At 67.6% G+C, this 19,327-nt stretch carries 19 protein-coding genes and 3 pseudogenes; 12 read left to right on the plus strand and 10 right to left on the minus strand.

What is annotated here, in order from left to right:
• Positions 1-113: 113 nt before the first annotated feature.
• From fni to ACH4SP_RS12085, 5 genes and pseudogenes are all read left to right on the plus strand, one after another.
• Positions 114-905 (plus strand): annotated as a pseudogene (gene fni / locus ACH4SP_RS12065) (type 2 isopentenyl-diphosphate Delta-isomerase); the annotation flags it as partial.
• A gap of 160 nt (positions 906-1,065) precedes the next feature.
• Positions 1,066-2,172: a hydroxymethylglutaryl-CoA reductase gene (locus ACH4SP_RS12070; RefSeq protein WP_398413358.1), complete on the plus strand. Its 1,107-nt coding sequence runs from the start codon at positions 1,066-1,068 to the stop codon at positions 2,170-2,172.
• Positions 2,162-3,364 carry a hydroxymethylglutaryl-CoA synthase gene (locus ACH4SP_RS12075; protein WP_398413360.1) on the plus strand — a complete coding sequence of 401 codons (1,203 nt, stop codon included), beginning with the start codon at positions 2,162-2,164 and terminating at the stop codon, positions 3,362-3,364. The genes ACH4SP_RS12070 and ACH4SP_RS12075 overlap by 11 nt, the downstream gene beginning before the upstream one ends.
• Positions 3,365-3,578: 214 nt before the next feature.
• Positions 3,579-3,947, plus strand: a pseudogene (locus ACH4SP_RS12080) (methionine adenosyltransferase); the annotation flags it as partial.
• A gap of 260 nt (positions 3,948-4,207) precedes the next feature.
• A complete protein-coding gene (locus tag ACH4SP_RS12085; protein WP_398413362.1) occupies positions 4,208-5,623 on the plus strand; it encodes an FAD-dependent oxidoreductase in 1,416 nt (471 codons plus the stop codon).
• 760 nt (positions 5,624-6,383) lie between these two features.
• Here ACH4SP_RS12085 and ACH4SP_RS12090 read toward each other — a convergent pair.
• Positions 6,384-7,058 (minus strand): helix-turn-helix domain-containing protein, encoded by a 675-nt coding sequence (locus tag ACH4SP_RS12090; RefSeq protein ID WP_398413364.1) that lies wholly within the window; start codon positions 7,056-7,058, stop codon positions 6,384-6,386.
• Between the two features lie 243 nt (positions 7,059-7,301).
• Positions 7,302-7,826, minus strand: coding sequence for a hypothetical protein (locus tag ACH4SP_RS12095; RefSeq protein WP_398413366.1), 525 nt, complete (start codon positions 7,824-7,826; stop codon positions 7,302-7,304).
• A gap of 688 nt (positions 7,827-8,514) precedes the next feature.
• Between ACH4SP_RS12095 and ltrA the strand changes: the two genes are divergently transcribed.
• Positions 8,515-10,299, plus strand: coding sequence for a group II intron reverse transcriptase/maturase (ltrA, locus tag ACH4SP_RS12100; protein WP_398413548.1), 1,785 nt, complete (start codon positions 8,515-8,517; stop codon positions 10,297-10,299).
• Positions 10,300-10,567: 268 nt separating this feature from the next.
• Here the strand turns inward: ltrA and ACH4SP_RS12105 are convergent, their stop codons facing one another.
• The gene (locus ACH4SP_RS12105) at positions 10,568-11,326 is read right to left on the minus strand and encodes an SDR family NAD(P)-dependent oxidoreductase (RefSeq protein WP_398413369.1); all 759 of its coding nucleotides are present in this window, start codon (positions 11,324-11,326) and stop codon (positions 10,568-10,570) included.
• 151 nt (positions 11,327-11,477) lie between these two features.
• Here ACH4SP_RS12105 and ACH4SP_RS12110 point away from each other — a divergent pair, with 151 nt between their 5' ends.
• Positions 11,478-12,113, plus strand: a complete 636-nt coding sequence (locus ACH4SP_RS12110) for a TetR/AcrR family transcriptional regulator (RefSeq protein WP_398413371.1) — start codon at positions 11,478-11,480, stop codon at positions 12,111-12,113.
• A 60-nt stretch (positions 12,114-12,173) separates the two neighbouring features.
• Here ACH4SP_RS12110 and ACH4SP_RS12115 read toward each other — a convergent pair whose 3' ends face one another.
• From ACH4SP_RS12115 to ACH4SP_RS12125, 3 genes are all read right to left on the minus strand, one after another.
• On the minus strand, positions 12,174-12,305 hold the full coding sequence (locus ACH4SP_RS12115) for a hypothetical protein (protein WP_398413373.1): 132 nt from the start codon (positions 12,303-12,305) through the stop codon (positions 12,174-12,176).
• A gap of 226 nt (positions 12,306-12,531) precedes the next feature.
• Positions 12,532-12,855 (minus strand): helix-turn-helix domain-containing protein, encoded by a 324-nt coding sequence (locus ACH4SP_RS12120; RefSeq protein WP_398413375.1) that lies wholly within the window; start codon positions 12,853-12,855, stop codon positions 12,532-12,534.
• A gap of 725 nt (positions 12,856-13,580) precedes the next feature.
• A complete protein-coding gene (locus ACH4SP_RS12125; RefSeq protein WP_398413377.1) occupies positions 13,581-14,063 on the minus strand; it encodes a hypothetical protein in 483 nt (160 codons plus the stop codon).
• 783 nt (positions 14,064-14,846) lie between these two features.
• Between ACH4SP_RS12125 and ACH4SP_RS12130 the strand changes: the two are divergent.
• Positions 14,847-15,227: pseudogene (locus tag ACH4SP_RS12130) on the plus strand (transposase); the annotation flags it as partial.
• Between the two features lie 48 nt (positions 15,228-15,275).
• Here the strand turns inward: ACH4SP_RS12130 and ACH4SP_RS12135 are convergent.
• The gene (locus ACH4SP_RS12135; RefSeq protein WP_398413379.1) at positions 15,276-16,235 is read right to left on the minus strand and encodes a phosphotransferase enzyme family protein; all 960 of its coding nucleotides are present in this window, start codon (positions 16,233-16,235) and stop codon (positions 15,276-15,278) included.
• 149 nt (positions 16,236-16,384) lie between these two features.
• Between ACH4SP_RS12135 and ACH4SP_RS12140 the strand changes: the two genes are divergently transcribed.
• Together ACH4SP_RS12140 and ACH4SP_RS12145 are read left to right on the plus strand one after the other, a co-directional pair.
• Complete coding sequence (locus tag ACH4SP_RS12140) at positions 16,385-16,606, plus strand: hypothetical protein (RefSeq protein ID WP_398413381.1); 222 nt, start codon at positions 16,385-16,387, stop codon at positions 16,604-16,606.
• Positions 16,607-16,794: 188 nt separating this feature from the next.
• Complete coding sequence (locus ACH4SP_RS12145) at positions 16,795-17,325, plus strand: hypothetical protein (RefSeq protein WP_398413383.1); 531 nt, start codon at positions 16,795-16,797, stop codon at positions 17,323-17,325.
• Positions 17,326-17,454: 129 nt separating this feature from the next.
• On the opposite strand, the gene ACH4SP_RS12150 is transcribed toward ACH4SP_RS12145, so the two are convergent.
• Positions 17,455-17,619, minus strand: coding sequence for a hypothetical protein (locus ACH4SP_RS12150; RefSeq protein ID WP_398413384.1), 165 nt, complete (start codon positions 17,617-17,619; stop codon positions 17,455-17,457).
• Positions 17,620-17,751: 132 nt separating this feature from the next.
• On the opposite strand from ACH4SP_RS12150, the gene ACH4SP_RS12155 reads away from it, so the two are divergent.
• Together ACH4SP_RS12155 and ACH4SP_RS12160 are read left to right on the plus strand one after the other, a co-directional pair.
• Entirely contained in the window at positions 17,752-18,183 is a 432-nt protein-coding gene (locus tag ACH4SP_RS12155) for a hypothetical protein (protein ID WP_398413386.1), read from the plus strand.
• A gap of 133 nt (positions 18,184-18,316) precedes the next feature.
• Positions 18,317-18,484 carry a hypothetical protein gene (locus ACH4SP_RS12160; protein WP_398413388.1) on the plus strand — a complete coding sequence of 56 codons (168 nt, stop codon included), beginning with the start codon at positions 18,317-18,319 and terminating at the stop codon, positions 18,482-18,484.
• Between the two features lie 211 nt (positions 18,485-18,695).
• On the opposite strand, the gene ACH4SP_RS12165 is transcribed toward ACH4SP_RS12160, so the two are convergent.
• On the minus strand, positions 18,696-19,049 hold the full coding sequence (locus tag ACH4SP_RS12165; protein WP_398413390.1) for a hypothetical protein: 354 nt from the start codon (positions 19,047-19,049) through the stop codon (positions 18,696-18,698).
• 57 nt (positions 19,050-19,106) lie between these two features.
• Complete coding sequence (locus ACH4SP_RS12170; RefSeq protein WP_344360816.1) at positions 19,107-19,292, minus strand: DUF1737 domain-containing protein; 186 nt, start codon at positions 19,290-19,292, stop codon at positions 19,107-19,109.
• Positions 19,293-19,327: the final 35 nt, after the last annotated feature.

The following is a 19,327-nucleotide window of genomic DNA, read 5'->3' on the forward strand; positions in this document are numbered from 1 at the left end:
GCCTGGCGCTGGCCCAGCACGCCCGCAGCTCCGCGTCCGACCGGGCCCGCCCCGCTTCCGGTCCCGGCCCCGGTCCGCACGGCCGGGCGAACCCGTTCGACGATGTTCACTTCGTGCACCACGCTCTCGCGGGCACGGACCGCGAGAAGGTCGGCCTCGTCACCGAATTCGCGGGCATCACCTGGCCCGTGCCGCTCTACATCAACGCGATGACCGGAGGCAGCGTCAAGACCGGTGAGATCAACCGCGACCTGGCCATCGCCGCCCGCGAAACCGGACTGCCCATGGCCACCGGTTCCATGAGCCCTTACCTCAAGGACCCCACCACGGCGGATACTTTCGCGACCGTACGGCACCACCATCCGCACGGCTTCGTCATGGCCAACATCAACGCCCTCGCCACACCGGAACAGGCCCGGCGGGCTGTCGGCCTCCTGGACGCCGACGCACTGCAGATCCACCTCAACACGGTGCAGGAGACGGTCATGCCGGAAGGCGACCGGTCCTTCGGCTCCTGGCCCGCCGCCATCGAGGCCATTGCCGCAGCAGTGGACGTGCCCGTCATAGTCAAGGAAGTCGGCTTCGGCCTCAGCGGTCGTACCGTGCGCCTGTTGACCGGGCTGGGCGTAGCAGTCGCCGACGTGGCCGGGAGCGGCGGCACCAACTTCGCCGCCATCGAGAACACCCGCCGTGCACACGCCGACTTCGCCTTCCTTGAGGGCTGGGGCCTGAGCACGCCCGCGGCACTCCTGGACGCACGCGGCAGCGGCCTGCCATTGCTCGCTTCCGGAGGCATCCGACACCCCCTGGACGTGATGCGGGCACTCGCTCTGGGCGCACACGCGGCAGGCGTCTCCGGACTGTTCCTCAGCACGCTGCGACGCGACGGGCTCGACGCCCTGGTCGCCCAGATCCGTCAATGGCTGGAGCACATCACAGCCCTCATGACTCTTCTGGGGCCCGGACACCCAGCGACCTGGCCTCCAGCGACCTCGTGCTCACCGGCGACCTGGAGGACTTCCGTACGCAGCGCTGCCCGGCCCCGTCCGCCCCGCCGAAGGGAACATGATGACCGCGTCCACCGTGCCCACCGGTTCCGTACCACCGCGGCGCACCGAGCCGAAAGAGGCCTCCGCACCGGTTCCACTGCGCTGGGTCGGCCCGCTGAGGATCTCCGGCAACGCCGCCGACGGCGAAATCGACGTCCCACTGGCCACCTACGAGTCTCCCTTGTGGCCCTCGGTGGGGCGCGGCGCCCGCGTCTCCCGACAGGTGGACGGCGGCATCACTGCCACTCTGGTCGACGACCGCATGACCCGCTCCGTCCTGGTCGAGACGGCGGACGCCGCCACCGCACTGGCCGCAGCCCGCGCCGTCGACGACCGCCTCGACGAACTGCGCGTCCTCACCCGCACCACCAGTCGCTTCGCCCGCCTCCTGGCAGTGCGGCACGAGATCTGCGGCCCGTTGCTCTTCCTGCGCTTCGAGTTCACGACGGGCGACGCCGCGGGCCACAACATGGCAACCCTCGCCGCGGACAAGCTCCTGGCCCACCTGCTGGAGACGGTTCCCGGTACGCGCTACGGGTCGATCTCCGCGAACTACTGCACGGACAAGAAGCCCTCCGCCGTCAACGGCATCCTCGGTCGCGGCAAGAACGTCACCGCCGACATCCTCATCCCCCGGCAGACCGTCACCGACCTCCTGCACACCACCGCCGGACGGGTCGAGCATCTCAACGTCAGCAAGAACCTGGTCGGCACCGTGCTGGCGGGCGGTGTCCGTACCGCCAACGCCCACTACGCCAACATGCTTCTCGGGTTCTACCTGGCCACCGGTCAGGACGCCGCCAACATCGTCGAGGGCTCCCAGGGAGTCACCTACGCCCAGGACCGCGGTGGCGACCTGTACTTCTCCTGCACCCTTCCCAACCTGATCGTCGGCACCACGGGCAACGGCAAGCACCTTCCCGCAGCCGAGGACGCGCTCAGGCGCCTGGGCTGCCGCGAAGAGCGGCCGGTCGGAGACAACGCCCGGCGGCTGGCCGCCCTCGCCGCCGCGACGGTCCTCTGCGGCGAACTGTCACTGCTGGCCGCCCAGACCAACCCCGGCGAACTGATGAATGCCCACACCAGCATCGAACGCGGCGGCGGAGCCCCTCATGCCCACTGACCCCAGGCCCACCGACCTCCCGGTCGGAATCCACGACCTGACCTTCCGCACCACCAGCCTGTCCCTGACGCACGCCGAGCTCGCCCGGCACACCGGCGCCGGCCTCGCCAAGTACCACCAGGGAATCGGTCAGCGGGCCATGAGCATTCCGGCAGCCGACGAAGACATCGTGACCATGGCCGCCGACGCCGCAGCCGCCCTGACGGAACGTCACGGCACGCACCAGATCCGCACCCTGCTGTTCGCCACGGAAACGAGCATCGACCAGTCCAAGGCGGCAGGTGTCTACGTCCATGCCCTGCTGGGCCTGCATCCGCACATGCGCGTCGTCGAACTCAAGCAGGCCTGCTACGGAGCCGCCGCCGCCGTACAACTGGCCACCGCCATCGTCCACAGGGATCCCGCCCAGCAGGTCCTCGTCGTCGCCAGTGACATCGCCCGCTACGACCTCGACAGCCCCGGCGAAGCGACCCAGGGCGCCGCCGCGGTCGCGATGCTCATCGCCGCCAACCCCGCCCTGGCTGCGATCGACCCGGTCTCCGGTCTCTGCACGCGGGACATCATGGACTTCTGGCGGCCCAACTACCGCACCACCGCACTGGTCGACGGAAAGAAGTCCCTCGACGCCTACCTCCACGCCCTGGACTGCGCCTGGGTCGACCATCAACGGTGCGGCGGACCGGCCCTCAAGGACCTGCACACCGTCTGCTACCACCAGCCCTTCACACGGATGGCCCACAAAGCCCACCGGCATCTGCTGCACACGGCGGGCGTCGAGGCCGAGCACGGCGACATCGACGCGGCCATCGCACCGACCACCACGTACAACGAGATCGTCGGCAACAGCTACACCGCTTCGATGTTCCTCGCCCTGGCGGCCCTCCTGGACAACGCCGAGCCCCTCGACGGCGTCCCCATCGGTCTCTTCAGCTACGGGTCCGGCAGCGTGGCGGAATTCCTCACCGCCCGCGTCACCCCCGGCTACCGGGACTTCCTGCACGTCGCGGAACACCAGCACGCCATCGCTCAGCGCCGCGAAATCACCTACGCGGACTACCGGCAACTACGTGCCCACACCCCGCCCGTCGACGGAGGGCGCTGGGAAGCCCCCCGGGCCTCGGCGGGACGTTATCGACTGACCGGTATGCATCGACACCAGCGGCTCTACGCGTCGACCACCGCGGAGGGGTAGTGCGCCGGTGAATTCTTCTCGGCCCGGAACGCACGGGCCTGCGTGGGCTCCCCGATCTCCGCCAACTCCCCACGGTCTGAGGACCGTGGGTGTCACCTCTGGCGCTTCCGTCCTCGAAGTCCTGGTCGAAGGAGCCCTGCACCGGCCGACGGACCACGGCTTCGGAGAGGCCGACGTCATCCTCTCGACCGAGGAGGCCCAGCATGTCGCCCTGCTCCTGGAGATCGGCTACGACTCGTCGCGCAAGGGCTTCGACGGCCACTCGTGCGGTATCTCGGTGTCCATCGGTACACAGTCTCCGGACGTCGCGCGAGGCGTTGAAACAGGTGGCCGGGAAGGCCTGGACGGGCTGGACCGCCAGGGCGCGGGCGACCAGGGCCTGGTGTTCGGCTACGCGTGCGACGAGAAACCCGAGCCGATGCCCTTGCCGATCCACCTCGCGCACCGGCTGTCGCGGCAACCGACCGAGGTCCGCAGATACGGGACCATCCCGTACCTGCGCCCCGGCGGCAAGACTCAGGTGACCATCGAGTACGACGGCGACAGAGCCGTCCGCCTCGCCACCGTCGTCGTCCCCACCCGCGATCATCCGCGACCTCGACCTGCTCCGTGCGATCCACGCCCGGACCGCCGCCCACGGGCGCTTCGACCGCGAGCTGCCGGATTTCACCTGGGAGCGCACCGACCGCACAGACGTCCTGCGCGAAGCGGCCTTCCGATCAGCGCAGTCCGCGCAACACCATGGAATGCGGGGCAGCCCCCTCCACACGGCCGACTCCGCTGCCGGGTGAACGTGCGAGGGCAACACCGCGACGAGAGAAGGCGGTTCCCATGGACAGCCCGATGAGCCGAACCGAAGAGCAGTGGGGCAGGGCAGTGGTCGTAGGGGGTGGGTACGCCGGCCTGGTCATCGCCCGCGTCCTGTCCGACCACTTCAGCGAAGTGGTCGTCCTGGAACGGGACGTGGTGGACGAGAACACCGGCGTCCACCCGCACGCCCCGCAGGGCCATCACGCCCACGCCATGCTGGCCAAGGGCGCCGAAGTCCTGGAGAAGTACTTTCCCGGACTGCGCGCCGAACTCCAGGAACAGGGCGCACCGGTCTACGACTACGGTCAACGCATCAGCTTCCTGCTGCCGTCCGGGTTCGCCCCGCGCTGCCGTACCGGGGTGCTGATCCAGTCGTTCACCCGGGACGAGCTGGAGCGCCGGCTGCGGCGCAGGGTCCTCTCGCTGCCCGGGGTGAAGCTGCTGGGCGGGGTGCGGTGCGAGGGACTGCTCATGGCGCTCCCGGGCCGGGTCACCGGGGTGCGGTACCAGGCAGACGGGGCGGCGCGACCCACCGAGCTGGAGGCAGACCTGGTGGTCGACGCCTCGGGCAGGTCCAGTGCCCTGGACAGCTGGCTCCACGAACTGGGCATGCCTGTGCCGGACAAGCGGGTGGTGCAGGCGAAGATCACCTACACGTCGATGAACTTCGACCGCCCGGCGGGTGACCCCCCGGACTTCCATGTCGCGTACCAGATGACGTTCGCCCCGGACATCCCCCGGGGCGGGGTCGTCCTGGGCGTCGAGCGAGACCGTTGGACCTGCTCGCTGTTCGGGTTCGGGGACCAGCTGCCTCCGACGGACGACAAGGGGTACCTGGACTTCGCCAAGGGCCTGGACAACCCGCACCTCGCCGACCAGATCGAGCGCCGGACCACCCAGGAAAGCGTCCACCGGTACACCAACGTCAACAGCCAGTGGAGCCCGTATCACACCTGCAAGGAATGGCCGGAGCGACTGCTCGCCGTGGGCGACTCGGTCTGCGTGTTCAACCCGGTGTACGGACAGGGGCTGACCGTGGCCGCGCTCGAAGCGGACCTCCTGCACCGCACGCTGACCCGGCGCAGGTCACGCGGCCAGAACCTGACCGGGCTGAGCAGGACGTACCAACGCGGGGTGGCACGGATCGTACTGGCCCCGTGGACCCTGTCCAGCAACTCGGACCTCATGTGGAATCCGCACCGCCAGCCACGGTCGGCGAAGGCCGCCCACTGGTACAACAAACGCCTGCTGGAAGTGGCCGTTCGCGATCCCCGCGTCTGGTCGCGCTTCGTACGGGTCGTCAACATGGTGGCCCCACCGGCCCTCCTCTTCCACCCCGCCGTACTCGTCAAAGTCCTCCGCCACGCCCTCTTCCGCTCTTCTCCTCGGCACGACGGGCCCCACAACCTCGCCACCGGTGCGCGCCCGGCCACCAGCAGCAGCCCGTGACATCGACACTCGCTGGAGCACCGGTTTCCGGCCTGCCCGGTGGGGCCTGCGCATTCGGCCCGATCGAATGCGACCGACCACTCATCGCCGGGCAGCCGGTTTCCGCATCGGAGCACGGATGCGCAGTCGTGCCTTGAGCCGTCTGCGTACGGTGCCGTCCCGGAGGCAAAGGCCGGTGAGAGCGGGCGACGCCGGCGTTGGAGTGTTTCCGTACGTGCTGGGGCGCCGGGTGCCTGCACGGGGGCTCGGCACCACCACCGTGCGAGCGCTGTCGTCGGCCGCGGCCACCGGCCGGCGGCCGTGACGCGTGCTGTGGCCAGGAGCTGTCCGGCCCCGGTGGGTGCGCCCCAGCCGGCCTGCGCATCGTGTGCGGACGGTCGGGCGTGGTGGGTGGGAGGGGTACGGACGGGGGCAGGCGGCGGTCAGGAACGGGTGGTTCATGGGTGACCTCGCGGGACCGGTGCGGGTGGTGCTCCGTCATGCTCCTGCTGGTTGTGGTCGTGCAGAAGGGTGCGTGTACCGAGGCTTGTGGTGCCCATGCCACATCGGGGTGTGCATCCGCACACGTGGTGCGAGGGCCGGATCGGCGAGCGGTCAGGTGACGGTGGGGGTGAGCCGGGGGACAAGCGCCGCATCCTGACGCGTCGTACCACGAGCCCTGGCTCCCTCTGCGCGAGCCCGCGGGGGAGGTCCGCTGGGGACACTGTCTTCGCCGCAGGGCTGTCATCCGGGGGTGAGCGGAGGCAGCCGGGCTGTCTTGTTACCTGCCGGGGTGCCGTCCCAAGGGGGGATCGGCCTGCGGGACACCGTCTCGTGTGGATGAGAGGGGCATGCCATGGCTCTCGCCCTTGTCTCCTTCCGTCGGATCGTGCGTGACGTGGGCAGCGGTGGGGGCCCTGTCCGGGGACGTGGAGAGGCCCGGGCTGTGGGAGAACGGATCATTCACTCCGTCAGGAAAGGGCCAGGCCCGTCGGCCGGGGCGCACGGCGCGGGTGCTCGGGGCAGGGCTCACCCCTGAGGGGTACCGGGCTTGCGCCGCTTGGCATGCAGCCCCCTGGTGGGTGTGGGTGTTCCGGTGCTCCACCGGTGCCGCGGGGTGTTGCGTCGCGGGGTCGGGTTGGTGGGGGATCTTGTCGAGGTGGCGGTAGATGGTGGGGCGGGTGACACCGAACTCTTCGGCGATCTCCTGGGCCGTGTACTTGCTGGTGCCGTCCGGGAGGGTCTCGTCGTACATCTTCCGTACCAGCTGCACCTGACGGGGACCGAGCTTCGGCTTCTGTCCGCCGGTACGGCCGCGGGCCCTTGCGGCGGCCAGGCCATCCCTGGTCCTCGGACATGAGGGCGTGCTCGAACTCGGCGATCGCCCCGAGGATCTGAAAGAACATCCGGCCCATCGCGGCCCGGACTGTATCGGATACAGGGGTGCGCGTGACATAGGAGCGGACACGGGAAGCGTTGCACAACCCACCTGCAGTGACGTCGAGTTGCTCTTCGTGTCTCACGAACGATCGATAGAGATACGACCTCTGAGGTGTCTGGTAGCGGTGCGCTGGCCGGGGTGAAGTTTCCCCCGTGATCTCGGACACGGTCTCGTTGCGCCGCGAGGCTCTGGTCCTGCTGGAACTGAAAGCCCACCAGCAACACGCACTCACGGCCATCGCCGTGAACGTCGAACGCCTCAGCAGCTGTTCAGCGACCAAAGAAGCGACTCCACACAGACCCCGACCGCCTCCCAGACCTTCCTGGACCGGCACGAGATCCCCCGGCCGAAGTCCTGGAGAACCCTCGGAACCATACGGTAGGCACCGATGGGACCATCTTCCGCATTGAGCCGTGGGTGCGGCACGTACCGCTTGTGGCCAAAGACGATCAAGTCCGGTGTGGCATCACGTACCAGCCAACGGTTCATGGCGCTGCTCACGGGAACCTCCAGGACACGTGCTGCGAAGCTTCCCAGGGAACGGGGCACGCGAGGCAGCGTGATGCGCGCGCTCGACGTCACCCAGTAGCGGATGCGCCAAGGTGCGATCGGGGTGGCGAGGACCCATGTCGTGGCGGCGAGAGCTGGCGACACCTGGATCTGGGCCAGAACAACCTGCCGCAGATGATCCGTACGCGTCTGCTCCCTCGACACCCCGTAGCCGCGCAGTACCGCGACCGGCAGGCCGAGCTGCCGGGCCAGCCTGCCCACCGCCATGAGCACCGTTCGAGCATTTCCGCGTGATCAGTGCGACACGAAGTCGCTCCCAACGAGTAGGTGAACTGAGAGGAGAGGAAAGAGCAGGACACCTCGGACCAGTGCCCAGGTCCGTCCCCACGCTCGCATGCGTCGCTGGCAACGGCGGGGTGTGAAGCCGAGCGCAAACGCCCAAGAGCAGACCAGGCCATCAGGAAGCAACAGGCAAAGGGGAAGACTGAACGGGCGAACGCAAGTGAACCCTTGACGACACCTCGTAACGGAAAGGCCGCGTCAGATGGCAATGCACGCGGTGGCTTAGGACCTAGTGCGGAAGAGCACAGAGCGACTCTCCTGGTTGATCACAGGAGAGGCGGACACCGCTGGTCCCGGGGTTAAGAGGGCGCCCACCCCAGTCGCATCTCAAAGGAGCGGAACGTGGAAACCCCGTCGGAGTCCGGATTAGGTCCGGTAAGCCAGAGGCAACGAAGGCCCAACTCTCCGGCGGGCCAGGATGATCCGAGAAGCGAAGGCTGGCAGGGCGAAAGCCCAGAGGAAAAGAGATGACGGGATCCTCACCCCTCTCGTATAACTCGCCAGATACGGGCAGTCTGCCCGGCCCGAAAGGGCGCCCACGCGGATCAGGTAGGCCCGTGCAGGGACTCTGCAAGGCAGTCAGAACCAAGGGACAAGTTAGACAGCGGAGGTGGAAACGATGAGGTCGGCAACAGCGCCCCAGGCGCCCGCCCCGGTGAACGGACCCGAGGACTACGCCTCGGCGTGGCACAGCATCGACTGGGCCACGGCAGAGGGGTCGGTACGACGGCTTAGGCAGCGAATCTTCACGGCCACGCAGAATGGTGACCTGAAGCAGGTCAGGAATCTGCAAAAGCTCATGCTTCGTTCTCACTCGAACACGCTGGTAAGCGTCAAGAGGGTGACGCAGCTGAGTACTGGCCGCCGAACGGCTGGGATCGACGGAGAGAAGGCTCTTACTCCCAAGGAGCGGGGGCAGTTGGCGGCACAGATATTCATGGAGCTGTGCCCATCCGGTGCCCGACCCGTTCGGCGTGTGTACATCCCGAAGGCCAATGGGAAGCAGCGCCCTCTCGGTATCCCGGTCATCCGTGACCGGGTGCACCAGGCGCGCACCAAAAACGCGTTGGAGCCCGAGTGGGAGTCCCGGTTCGAGGCACGGAACTACGGTTTCCGCCCCGGGCGGGGATGCCAGGACACAATAGCGGCGATCTACAACACGGTCGCGGGCAAAAGGGCCAAGCGTGTATGGGCCCTGGATGCTGACCTGGCAGGGGCATTCGACCGTATCGATCACGCCCACCTGATGGACAGCATCGGGATGTTCCCCGGCCGGGGGATGATCCGGAGCTGGCTCAAGGCCGGCGTGATGGAAGACGGACGGTTCACGCCGACTGAGGAGGGGACTCCCCAAGGCGGCGTGATCAGCCCACTGCTCCTGAATGTCGCGCTACACGGGATGGGTACGGCCGCCGGATGCCTTGAAGGGGCGAGTCAATACGCCCGTTTGAACGCACCCGTGCTCGTGCGTTACGCCGATGACCTGGTTGTGCTCTGCCACAGCGAGGACGCAGCTCGTCGGGTCAAGCAGGATCTGGCCCGATGGTTGGCACCGAGGGGCCTGACCTTCAACGAGGACAAGACGCGCATCGTCCACCTCAACGAGGGCTTCGACTTCCTCGGGTTCAACGTCCGCCGATACGACGGGAAGCTGCTCATCAAGCCGAGCAAGGAGGCCGTCAAGAGGATCCGGAAGAGGCTTCACGACGAGGTACGGGCCCTGCGCGGGTCCAATGCCGGAGCCGTAGTGAAGAAGCTCAACCCGATCATTAAGGGGTGGGCAACCTACTACCGGACGGTGGTCTCGTCCAGGATCTTCGGGAGCCTGGACAAGTACATGTGGACGCTCACTTACAAGTGGGCCAAGCACTCCCACCCGAGGAAGCCGAAGACCTGGGTCGTCTCCAAACACTTCGGCCAGTTCAATGCGTCTCGCAGGGACAGATGGGTGTTCGGCGACCAGGTCACCGGCATCTACCTGTTCAAGTTCGGCTGGACCAAGATCGAAAGGCACGTGGGTGTCGCCGGGACGAACTCCCGCGACGACCCGAGCCTGACGAACTATTGGGCGGCACGGACGCGTCGAAGGATGCCAGCGACGGTGGATCGAATGTCCATCAGCCTGGCAGCCCGTCAGAGGGGGATCTGCCCGCTGTGCAAACAGCCGCTGATCTTCGGTGCCGAATACGAACCAGACGACGTTCGATCATGGGCGGCTTGGTTCTCGGCATCCATGAAGCAGTTACACAAACACCACTTCGTGCAACGACGGGACGGCGGCACAGACGACAGAACGAACCTCCGCCTCGTCCACGCCGAGTGCCATCGCCAGCACCACGCTGTCGACAACGGCACTCGGGCCAGGCAGAAGACGCCAATCAGCGTGGCCTCAGGGCCCGCTTGAGCCGTGTGCGTCGTGAGGCGCACGCACGGTTCTGAGGGGGCCGGGGCGTAGCAATACGCTCCGGCTACCCGACTGGGCAACGGTAGCGGTCAGTTGCCAACTGTTGACGATCTTCAGGTTTGGGTGGTGTGCCCGCTTCGCACCGTCCCGGTTTGGCCGTAGCGAGTCGATGAACGCTCGGACGGGCGGCGCCTCCTCCGCCCGGTGTGGCGCGGGTCCTTGTGCTGGGGTGAGAGTGCGGCCGGTCTTGGCATACGACGATGTCCCGCTAGAGCAGGGCGCCGCCGGAAACCTCGATGCGCTGGGCGGTGACCCAGCGCAGTCCGTCGGAGGCGAGCGTGGCGATGGCGTCGCCGATCTCGGCGGGCTCGCCGACGCGGCCCAGAGCGGTCTGCGCCGCAAGCCCCGCTCGCAGGTCGCTGTCATCGCGCATGGCACCGCCGTTGAAATCGGTGGCGGTCGGTCCCGGGGCGATGGAGTTGACCCGGATGTGACGCGGGCCCAGTTCCAGGGCCAGGGTGCGACTGAGCACTTCGACGGCGGCCTTGGATGCCGAGTAGACGGCGGTGGCCGGGCTGGTGTGGCGGGTCAGGGAGCTGGAGACGTTGATGACGCTGGCGGGGTCGGCCATCAGCGGCAGCAGTGCCTGGATGAGGAAGAAGGTCCCACGGACGTTGGTGTCCATCATCGCGTCGAAGTCCGCGACACCGACCTGCTCAAGAGGGGTGAAGATCCCCACACCTGCGTTGTTGACCAGGATGTCCAGCCGCGTGGCGTCCCAGGGCTGCAGGTGCTCGCCGAGCTCGGCCGCGAAGGGCGGGAACGAGGCGACATCGGCGATGTCCAGACGCAGCGCGAGGGCATCGGACCCGGCCGCCCGCACCGCCTCGACCGTCTCTTGCGCCCCGACCTCATCACCCCGGTAAGTGACGATGACCTTGATGCCCCGCTGTGCCAGGGCCAGCGCCGTGCTGCGGCCCAGCCCACGGTTGGCACCGGTCACCAGCGCGATCTTCTTGCTGTCCATGGAGCTGCTCCTCGGAAGGGAGGGGGAAAACGCTGCAGGGCCTACTGCCCGACGCGGAGAGGCGAGTCGATCGACTCGCCTCTTTCACCGTAGGCCCGCCCCCAGAGGCGAGTCAAGTGACTCGCCTCGCAGCAGCGGGCATACTGGCTCCATGACAGAAGGACTCTCCGACCACCACCGACGGCTGGCGCAGCAGAAGCGGGAGGCGATCACCTCGTCCGCCACCGCCCTGTTCCTCGACCACGGCTACGCAGGGACGTCACTGGCCCGGATCGCCGAGGCGGCCGGGGTGTCGAAGTCCACGCTGTTCAAGCAGTTCCCCACGAAGGCGGCCCTGTTCGAGGCCATCGTGAGCGAGTCGTGGAAGCGGGGGTCCGGTCACGCTTCGACCCCGCCCCCGGTCGGCGACCTGCGTGCGGGCCTGATGGCCATCGGCCACCGTTACGCAGACCTGGTCGGCCAGCCCGGGATGACGGCCCTGTTCAGGATCGTCATCGCCGAACTGCCGCGCCTGCCCGAACTGGGCAGGATGCAGTTCCAGCTGGGCAAGCTGCCCTACTTCGACTCCGTACGGCTCTACCTGCAAGCCGAGCACGAGGCCGGCACCGCGCGTGTGCCCGACGCAGAGAGCGCCGCCAACCAGTTCCTCGGCATGATCGCCAACTTCGTCCTGTGGCCCCGGATGCTGCTCACCGACTGGAACCCGGCCGCCGACGAGACCGACCATGCCGTCGTCGAGGCCGTGGAGACGATGCTCGCCCGCTACGCCACCGGTCACCAGAAGTAGTCGCCCTCGCTCGCGCCCCCGATGCGTCGCACGGACCGGAGCGCGAGCCGCAACGTGCGGTCAGTGCCGGGTGGGGCACGTGCCGTTGACGTCGATGGGCGCGCCGCCGGGCTTGTCGCCGCCGCCGAGGAGGTAGACGGTGTGCCCGCGCATCCTCATCGCCGAGCTGCCGCGCACCGGGTCCTGCGGCACGTCCGGCAGCCGCTTCCACCGGTCGTGGTGCGGGTCGTGGTGCGAGTTGTAGACGAAGCTGGCCTCGGTGGCCTGCTACGAGGCGCCTCCCGTCAGACCGCCCAGGACGCTACCGGTGAGCCCGCGCCCGAGACGCCCACGGCAGCGCGCCGGCGCGGGACGTAGTCAATGATCACCGGTTACCCCAACCGGTGAAGGAGCCCTCCCCAGACCCGGGACACCGTCGTCACGTCCCAGTCCGCCGGGCCATCGGTCGGGTCGACCAGTGGGTGGCGTTCTTCGGCTTCGTTTCCAGCGTCAGGCGCACCAGTTCGGCGACCTGCTCGTCGGTGACGGTCCGCACCCGGCCCGGCCGGGGCGCATCGCCCGGCCCATCCAGCCGGTGGCTGACGAACCGGGCCCGCCACTTGGACACCGTCTCGGTGGTGATCCCGTACTGCCGGGCCACCGAACTGGCCGACCGCGGCAGCCCCTCCGACGCGACCTCCGCACACGCCAGCACGATCCGTGCCCTCAAGGCCAGCGCCTGCGGGATTGATTGAGCCCGCACTCAGCCAGTACCTCACGCTCGCGCTCCGACAACACCAACTCAGCCAACCGCGGCCCCGGACGCCCCACGCATATCAAACGACGCATCAACGACTCAGGTCACTAGGGTGTGTTCGAGGAAGACCTGTACGCCACTTTCAAGAAGGCCAAGGACGCAGGGGAGCAGCGCTGGTTCGGCCCCCGTGGTGACCTGAACCCTTCCCAGCTCGGCCGCCGCCTGGGGCAGAGCCGCAGAACGGTCGAAAGAACGTCGGCCCGCGCTTCGAAGCCCGGTATCGGGCGGAGGCGCAGGCGGAGTACGGCGTGGGCGTGGACACTTTGAAGCCGGTAGCGAGGCGGCGCAGGCATCCTGACGATCCGTACTGGCACAACCATGCGGCGGGCCCCCGAACCGGGGTGCCCGCCGCCGGCATGGTCGGACCCGTCATGAAACTGGAGACCCTTGCCCGGCTCGTGGCTGCTCGGGTGCACCGCGACTTGTCCGAACCTTGCGCGGCAGGGGGTGGCCGTACCCGTTGAAGCGGATCTTGAGGAGGCGTAGTCGAGTGGTTGGCGCACGTGGTCGCCCTTCACGAGCGCGACGACGTCTGCTGTTCGACTGAGTGCCGTCCAGATCAAGGCGTCGTACCGGTACGGCCGTTTCGCTGGCTGCGTGGCGAATGCCCATTCCAGGGTTGGTGCTGGGGCGGCATCGGCCGAAACGGCGCGCCGGTCCCAAGACCCAACTCAGTACCAGGCCGTCCGGGCGTGGACGGTGCTGCCGCAGACCAGGGCGGCCCGTGACACCCGGCCGTTCAGGTTGTTGCCGACCTGGGTGTAGGCGTAGTTGATGCCGGAGTCGACACTCTCGCGGACCCAGTCCCAGCTGGTCGGATTGCCGGAGGGGACGTAGGACGTGCGGTCGAGCCAGGCATAGCAACCCTGGGGGGCGTTTTCGATGCGGGCGAACGAACCGCAGCCGCCGGCGTAGAAGTACTTGAGGGTGATGGTCCTGCCGTTGACGTTGGCGCTTGTGCGGTGGATCAGGCTGTAGCTGCCGCTGCAGGGCGTGTTCTCGGGGTACTTCCCCTCGTATGTGAATTTGGGATAGTTGCTGCTGTGGGAGGGCGCCGCACTGGCGGTGCCGGACAGTGCGGTCGTCAGAGTCAGCGCGGTGGCTGCCACTCCGATCAAGGCCTTGAGGCGGTGAGGCACGGTCAATCCCTTCATGGGCCTGTCTGTTGCCCGGAGTTGTCGGGCGCAACCTACGATGGCATGTCCCTGATGTGCGGGGTATCCCCTTCATCGTGAATGTCGCAAAGTGTGTACGTAGGGCACGGTGCGATTCCGCGAACGACGTGGCCGGGCGGGGTTTCCGGGCGCCAGCGCGGACGAGCGCATATGCCTGTTGTCGCGAAACTGCCGCGCTCCTGAGCGTTCGGCTTCTGCTGGAACACCTGGTTCACCCCCGACCCGCCCGCCGACGAACGCGAGCCGGCTCCTGCCCCAGAGAGGGGGCACACCCTCGCCCCACCGGCCCCGGACTGCCTGCTGGCCCCAGGCCATCCGCGCTGGCCGTGGCTGGCTGACGCCCTGGGCAACGGCTGCGACGCTACTGGCGAGCCTGGACGACCAGGCCCCCGCCCGCCGAGTTCCAGGCCCTACTCGACATCGTCGGTACCGGCAGACCTCTTGATCTCTACCGCCCGGTCTAACAAATCACCGCTAGGTGTACGAACTCCCCGTTCTCGGCGGCAAACCGAGCGAGCAGTGTTGGCACTGGATGGTCGGCGCGCGAACCTGCCGATCTCGCCTGCCTCCTGGTCGTCGCCGACGTCGACGACTGCCCGTTCACGACCCTCCGGGACGTGCCCGGCGCCCACTGGGTGCTGCCCTGATTCGTCAGCGAGGTCCGCTTTGCCATCCGCTCCAGGGCCGGACGCCTGAGCTTGTCCTACGTTTTTAGTGCGGGCTGGATCCGGTCATTCGTAGGATCGGTGAGGCCCGGGGGCTCCGGGTACGGGCCCCATGCGCGGCGCGGAGTTCATCGCGGCCACCGGTGGCGACATGGGCGCCTTCGGCACAGCCGACCGACTGGCAGCGTTCGCCGGCCTGTCTCCGGTGCCCCGCGATTCCGGCCGTATCAGCGGCAACATGCGCAGACCTCGCCGCTACCACCGCGGCCTGCTCCGCACGTTCTACCTCTCCGCCATGGCCAGCTTGAGGTCCTGCCCCGCGTCCCAGGCGTACTACCAACGCAAACGAGGCGAGGGGAAGGGGCATAAGCAGGCTGTGCTGGCTCTCGCCCGGCGCAGAGCCAACGTTCTGTGGGCCATGCTCCGCGACGGAGCGAGCTACCGAGTCGTCCCACCACCGGACATCGAAGCGGCTTGACATCCCTATTGGGAAGTTCTTTGTGGTGGTGTCGGGCCTTCTCGTGCCCTACAGAGGGAAACTGTTCGGTTCTGTCTCGGCGAGGTTGCGCAGAAAAGCCCTCTGGTGTGGGTCCTCCCAGTCGTTCCACTCCTCAGCGGCGATCAGCGACCACACGCCCCACTCAAGGAGCATGTACCGCAGGGCGGTCGGCCAGGCGGTGCGCTCTTCGGGCGTGAGCTGGACATGAGCGGTGTAGGCGTCTCGGAAAGTTGCCCACTCGGCCGCGTCGAAGAGGCGGGGCGGACCGCCGGCGGCCTCGTTGTGGAAGAGAAGGACGGCCAGGGCAAGGTCGAGCAGGCGGACGGCGACCTCTGCGTTGTCCGGGTCGATCAGGGTGGGAGTGTTCTCAGCGTCGTAAACGAGGTTGTTCGCACGGAAGTCCATGCTGACGGGAGCAGTGGGAAGGTTCGCGCTGCGGATGGAGACCAGGGTGTCGGAACGGAAGGCGTTCAGCCAGGCCGTCAGGCGGGGGAGGGCGCTGTTGGTCAGGTCCGGGGCGTACTTGGCGAGGACCCCGGTCAGGCCCGCGATGTCCTCGTCCGTCGAGGCTTGATCGGCCTGGGGCCACTGGAAGCGGAACATGCCGGCTCCTGTGACCGGCGCGGCGTGGATACGTCCGAGGAGGTCGCCTGCGCCCGAGAAGTGGGCAGGTGAAGCGTTGTAGGGGATGCCGTCGATCCATGGGTAGGCGACCCAGACGTGTTCGCCGAGGGCGGCGGGATTGCCGAGGCAGGGCAGGGGCTGGACCGTCCGTATGCCGAGCAAGGAGAGCTCACGCAGCCACTGGGCGATGCCTTCGGCGTAGGGAAGTGGGCCCCTGGTCCGCTTCACCGCGGCCGGAGTTCCGTCGACGACGGTCTGGAAGACAGGCGCGTACGGGTAGCAGGAACTGTCGGGTATGTCGGAGGACTTCACCTTGAAGTGTCTGAAGACTTCAGCATGCTCGCTGCTGGGAGCCATGATCATGTCGCCATGTGAACACGGATGGTGTGACCTCTGCCCGGAATATCGGTGAGCGGGGCACGAGCCCGAACGGCATCTCGAAGGTTCGCTCGCCTGGGGATTCATCGCTGGCGTCGACTGTGGAAGTCCGTCCGGTGGTACAGGCGGCGGGCATGATCTGTGCGCCCGGGAAGACGGTGGTGGACCGGCAGGGGGCGTGCCAGCAGACGTCCGGGCAGATCGGTATCTACGAGGCGAAGACGAAGAAGCGGGTGGGGACGATGTATGTCTCCCTTTCCCAGCGCACCACGCTGGCGGCGCGGGACTCCCGCAGGCGGAAGCACGTGGTGACGGTGCGGACCACCAAGGTCACCGGGGCGGCCCGGGGCAGGTGAGCACGTGGTGCAGGCGGGGCGCCACGGCGTGCACGGCCACGAAGAGCGGAGCGCCGCAGAAGCTGACAGGGGGCTCCACCGCGACCCTCGCGTTCACCTCATCGGGAGCGGCAGGCTCGCTCAGCATCTGGACGGGAGGACCCGTATCGATGAGCACGTGACTGAACGGTGCTGGCATCGTGTGGCTCATGGCAGCGAGAGAAGATGAGTCCGAACCTGGTATCTCCGTACTCCGCATTCCGATGTCCCTGGAGGAGGCAGCGTGGCTCTATCAGGCGGACGAGGTGTGTCCGGAAGACCTGCCGATGACCGCTGCCGAAGCGCTCGCTGCAGGGGTGGACTCGCCGACGCTCTGCGAACTCGCCGGGTTGCCGCGCAACGCGGACTCCCGAGAAATTCGTGACGCCTTCGAGCAGGCGCTCGCGGAACTGGAAATCGCGTTGCCCGATCCCGCTCTGGCCCAGCGCTATGCACTCCGCAGGCTGGCCGTCAGATTCGCCGCAGGGGAGGTGGGCCTCACGGATCTGGCATCGGATACGTGGTGGGAGGTGGAGGTCGAGACCGCGGAGGAGCAGGCGTTCGTGGCACTGCTTCGGACGTGTGCGTGCTGCAGCGAATACACGCTGGGGCTCGACGAGGAGGCATGGAAGTCCCAACTGCGACTCGCAGCGCTCGCTCTGGCTTCACACCCTACGGTCGGGCCGGAGAGCGTGAGGTGACATCAGAAGGTGGCTCTGGCACAGATCTTGGGGAGCGGTCGAGGAGGGCGACGGTGTCGTGCGATTGCAGGGGGAGGGTCACGAGCTCAGGGCCCCTGTTTCGGTGCACTTTGGTCGCTCGTCCGGCACTCATCGGCCGCATGGGCACAGGATCCGGTGGGCGTCGGTCAGGGTGAAGGTGTCTTCGCTCCCAGAGCAGACCTCAAGCCACGCGAGATACCCGTCCTCGGCGAACACCAGAACCTCGCCGACGGTCTCTCCGCGCGCGCCGAACAGTTGCATGTCGGCCACCACCTGCGTGCCCGTAAGCGCGGGTGCGGGTGCGGGTGCGGGTGCGGGTGAAATACCGTCCGCATCGAGACTGAAGTACGTCGAACCGCAGCCGCACGCACAGCACTTCTCCAATCGGAGCTGTCACATCTGCCGATGCAGCGCGAGACCTGGGTCCGCCACCATGCTCAAAGCGGCGTCCAGCACGTGAGCAACGTCAGCAGGCAATGCTCTGGTCATGTCTGCAAGATATCGACCTGCGCAGTACTTCCCGGTTCTCGCGCGGCTCCTGGAGAGCGTCTCGTAGCGCTGCTGGAGCAGGATCATCTTTCGGAGAAGTTCGAATCCGGCTCGGCCGTAGAGCCGCCGCTTGATCTTCTTGATGCGGTTGACGGCTCCTTCGACACTGCCGGAGCTCCAGTGGAGAGTGTGACCGGCTGTCACTGCGTCGAGGTCTCGGAGCAGATGGAGTGCGAAGCCGGTGAGGCCGGGCAGTTTGGTCGGCGCGAGCCCCCCTCGCACCAGGGCGTGGTGGAGCCGCCCAGGACGGTGTCCTGGCCGTCGCCGACGACGCCGCGCTCATCCTGACCGGTCTGCACCGGCAACGTCCACGTCACCGTCCAGCCGGCATCCGCCGACCCCGGCGTCGCCCCCGGACCGTGGGAGCACATCGTCGAGACCACCCTCACCTCCACCACCGGCACGCTCGTGGTGCACGGGTATGAGGACGGCCCTCGAAGACCTGCCCACCCTGCCCCCGCGCGGCCCCGGCACCTACCCACTACGCCTCCACAACCAGGGGCGCATCCACGCACTCGCCCTCGACACCACCGACCCTGACGAAGAGTCCGGCGAGCACCACCTCCTGCAGACCTGCCCGTCGACGTGAGACCGCTGGTCAGGCTCCGGGCGGAGTACGGGGCGGGCGGTACTGCCTGACCCGCCGACATTCGAGGGCCCCGAGCCCGCCAGGCGCCTCCCGAAACCGGCAACAAACGCCTCCCTCAGATACTTACCTAGGGCCGCATCAGGCAACGTTCGCCCTGTAGTGCCTTACGACCTTGGGAGCGATTGAGGTCGGGGCATGCTGGCCTGGCGGGTCAGCTGGTAGGTGACCAGCAGGCAGCCTGCCGGGCGAGCAGGAGTTCGGTGCCGGGCTTGCGTGCGGAGCGGTCGGAGACCAGTCCGACGATGGCGAAGTGGATCTCCGTGTAGGTCTCACGGCGGCCGGTGAACCGCTGCAAGGGCCGCCACTGCTTGTACTCGGCGTTGGTGTGCTCGACATGGATCCCGTGCTGAGGACCGTCGGCGATGTCGCTCGCGCCAGGCGTGGTGATCGCCCAGTGGGGCGTCGTCCTTGGGCTTCTTCGGTGGGGCGTCGATCTGGTCAGGAAACTGGTCAGCCAGCCCGCGGCAGGATGGGAACAGGCCGCACGGGCCCAGGCAAGCGTCACAACTCGCCTAACCCGTACGGCCCTTCTCGTGTCAAGGGCAGATCGTGACCCCAAGTCCTACGACTGTGCTGGCCATACCACCGCTTGGGCGACGATGACCCTTTCACCGTTGAAAGTGACCGCAGGGCCTTCGTGCAGTTCGAAGCCGAGAGCTATCGCTTCGCTCACACGATGGCAGAACGCGGCGTCGTCCGGGCCGGTCAGGACTCGGTAGATAGGCAATCCATCTGGTGGTGTACTCATGAAGAGGAAGATCTCATGAGACCCGTCCACCCAGC

The organism is Streptomyces sp. NPDC021093, from assembly GCF_044333135.1.
Classification (GTDB): Bacteria; Actinomycetota; Actinomycetes; order Streptomycetales; family Streptomycetaceae; genus Streptomyces.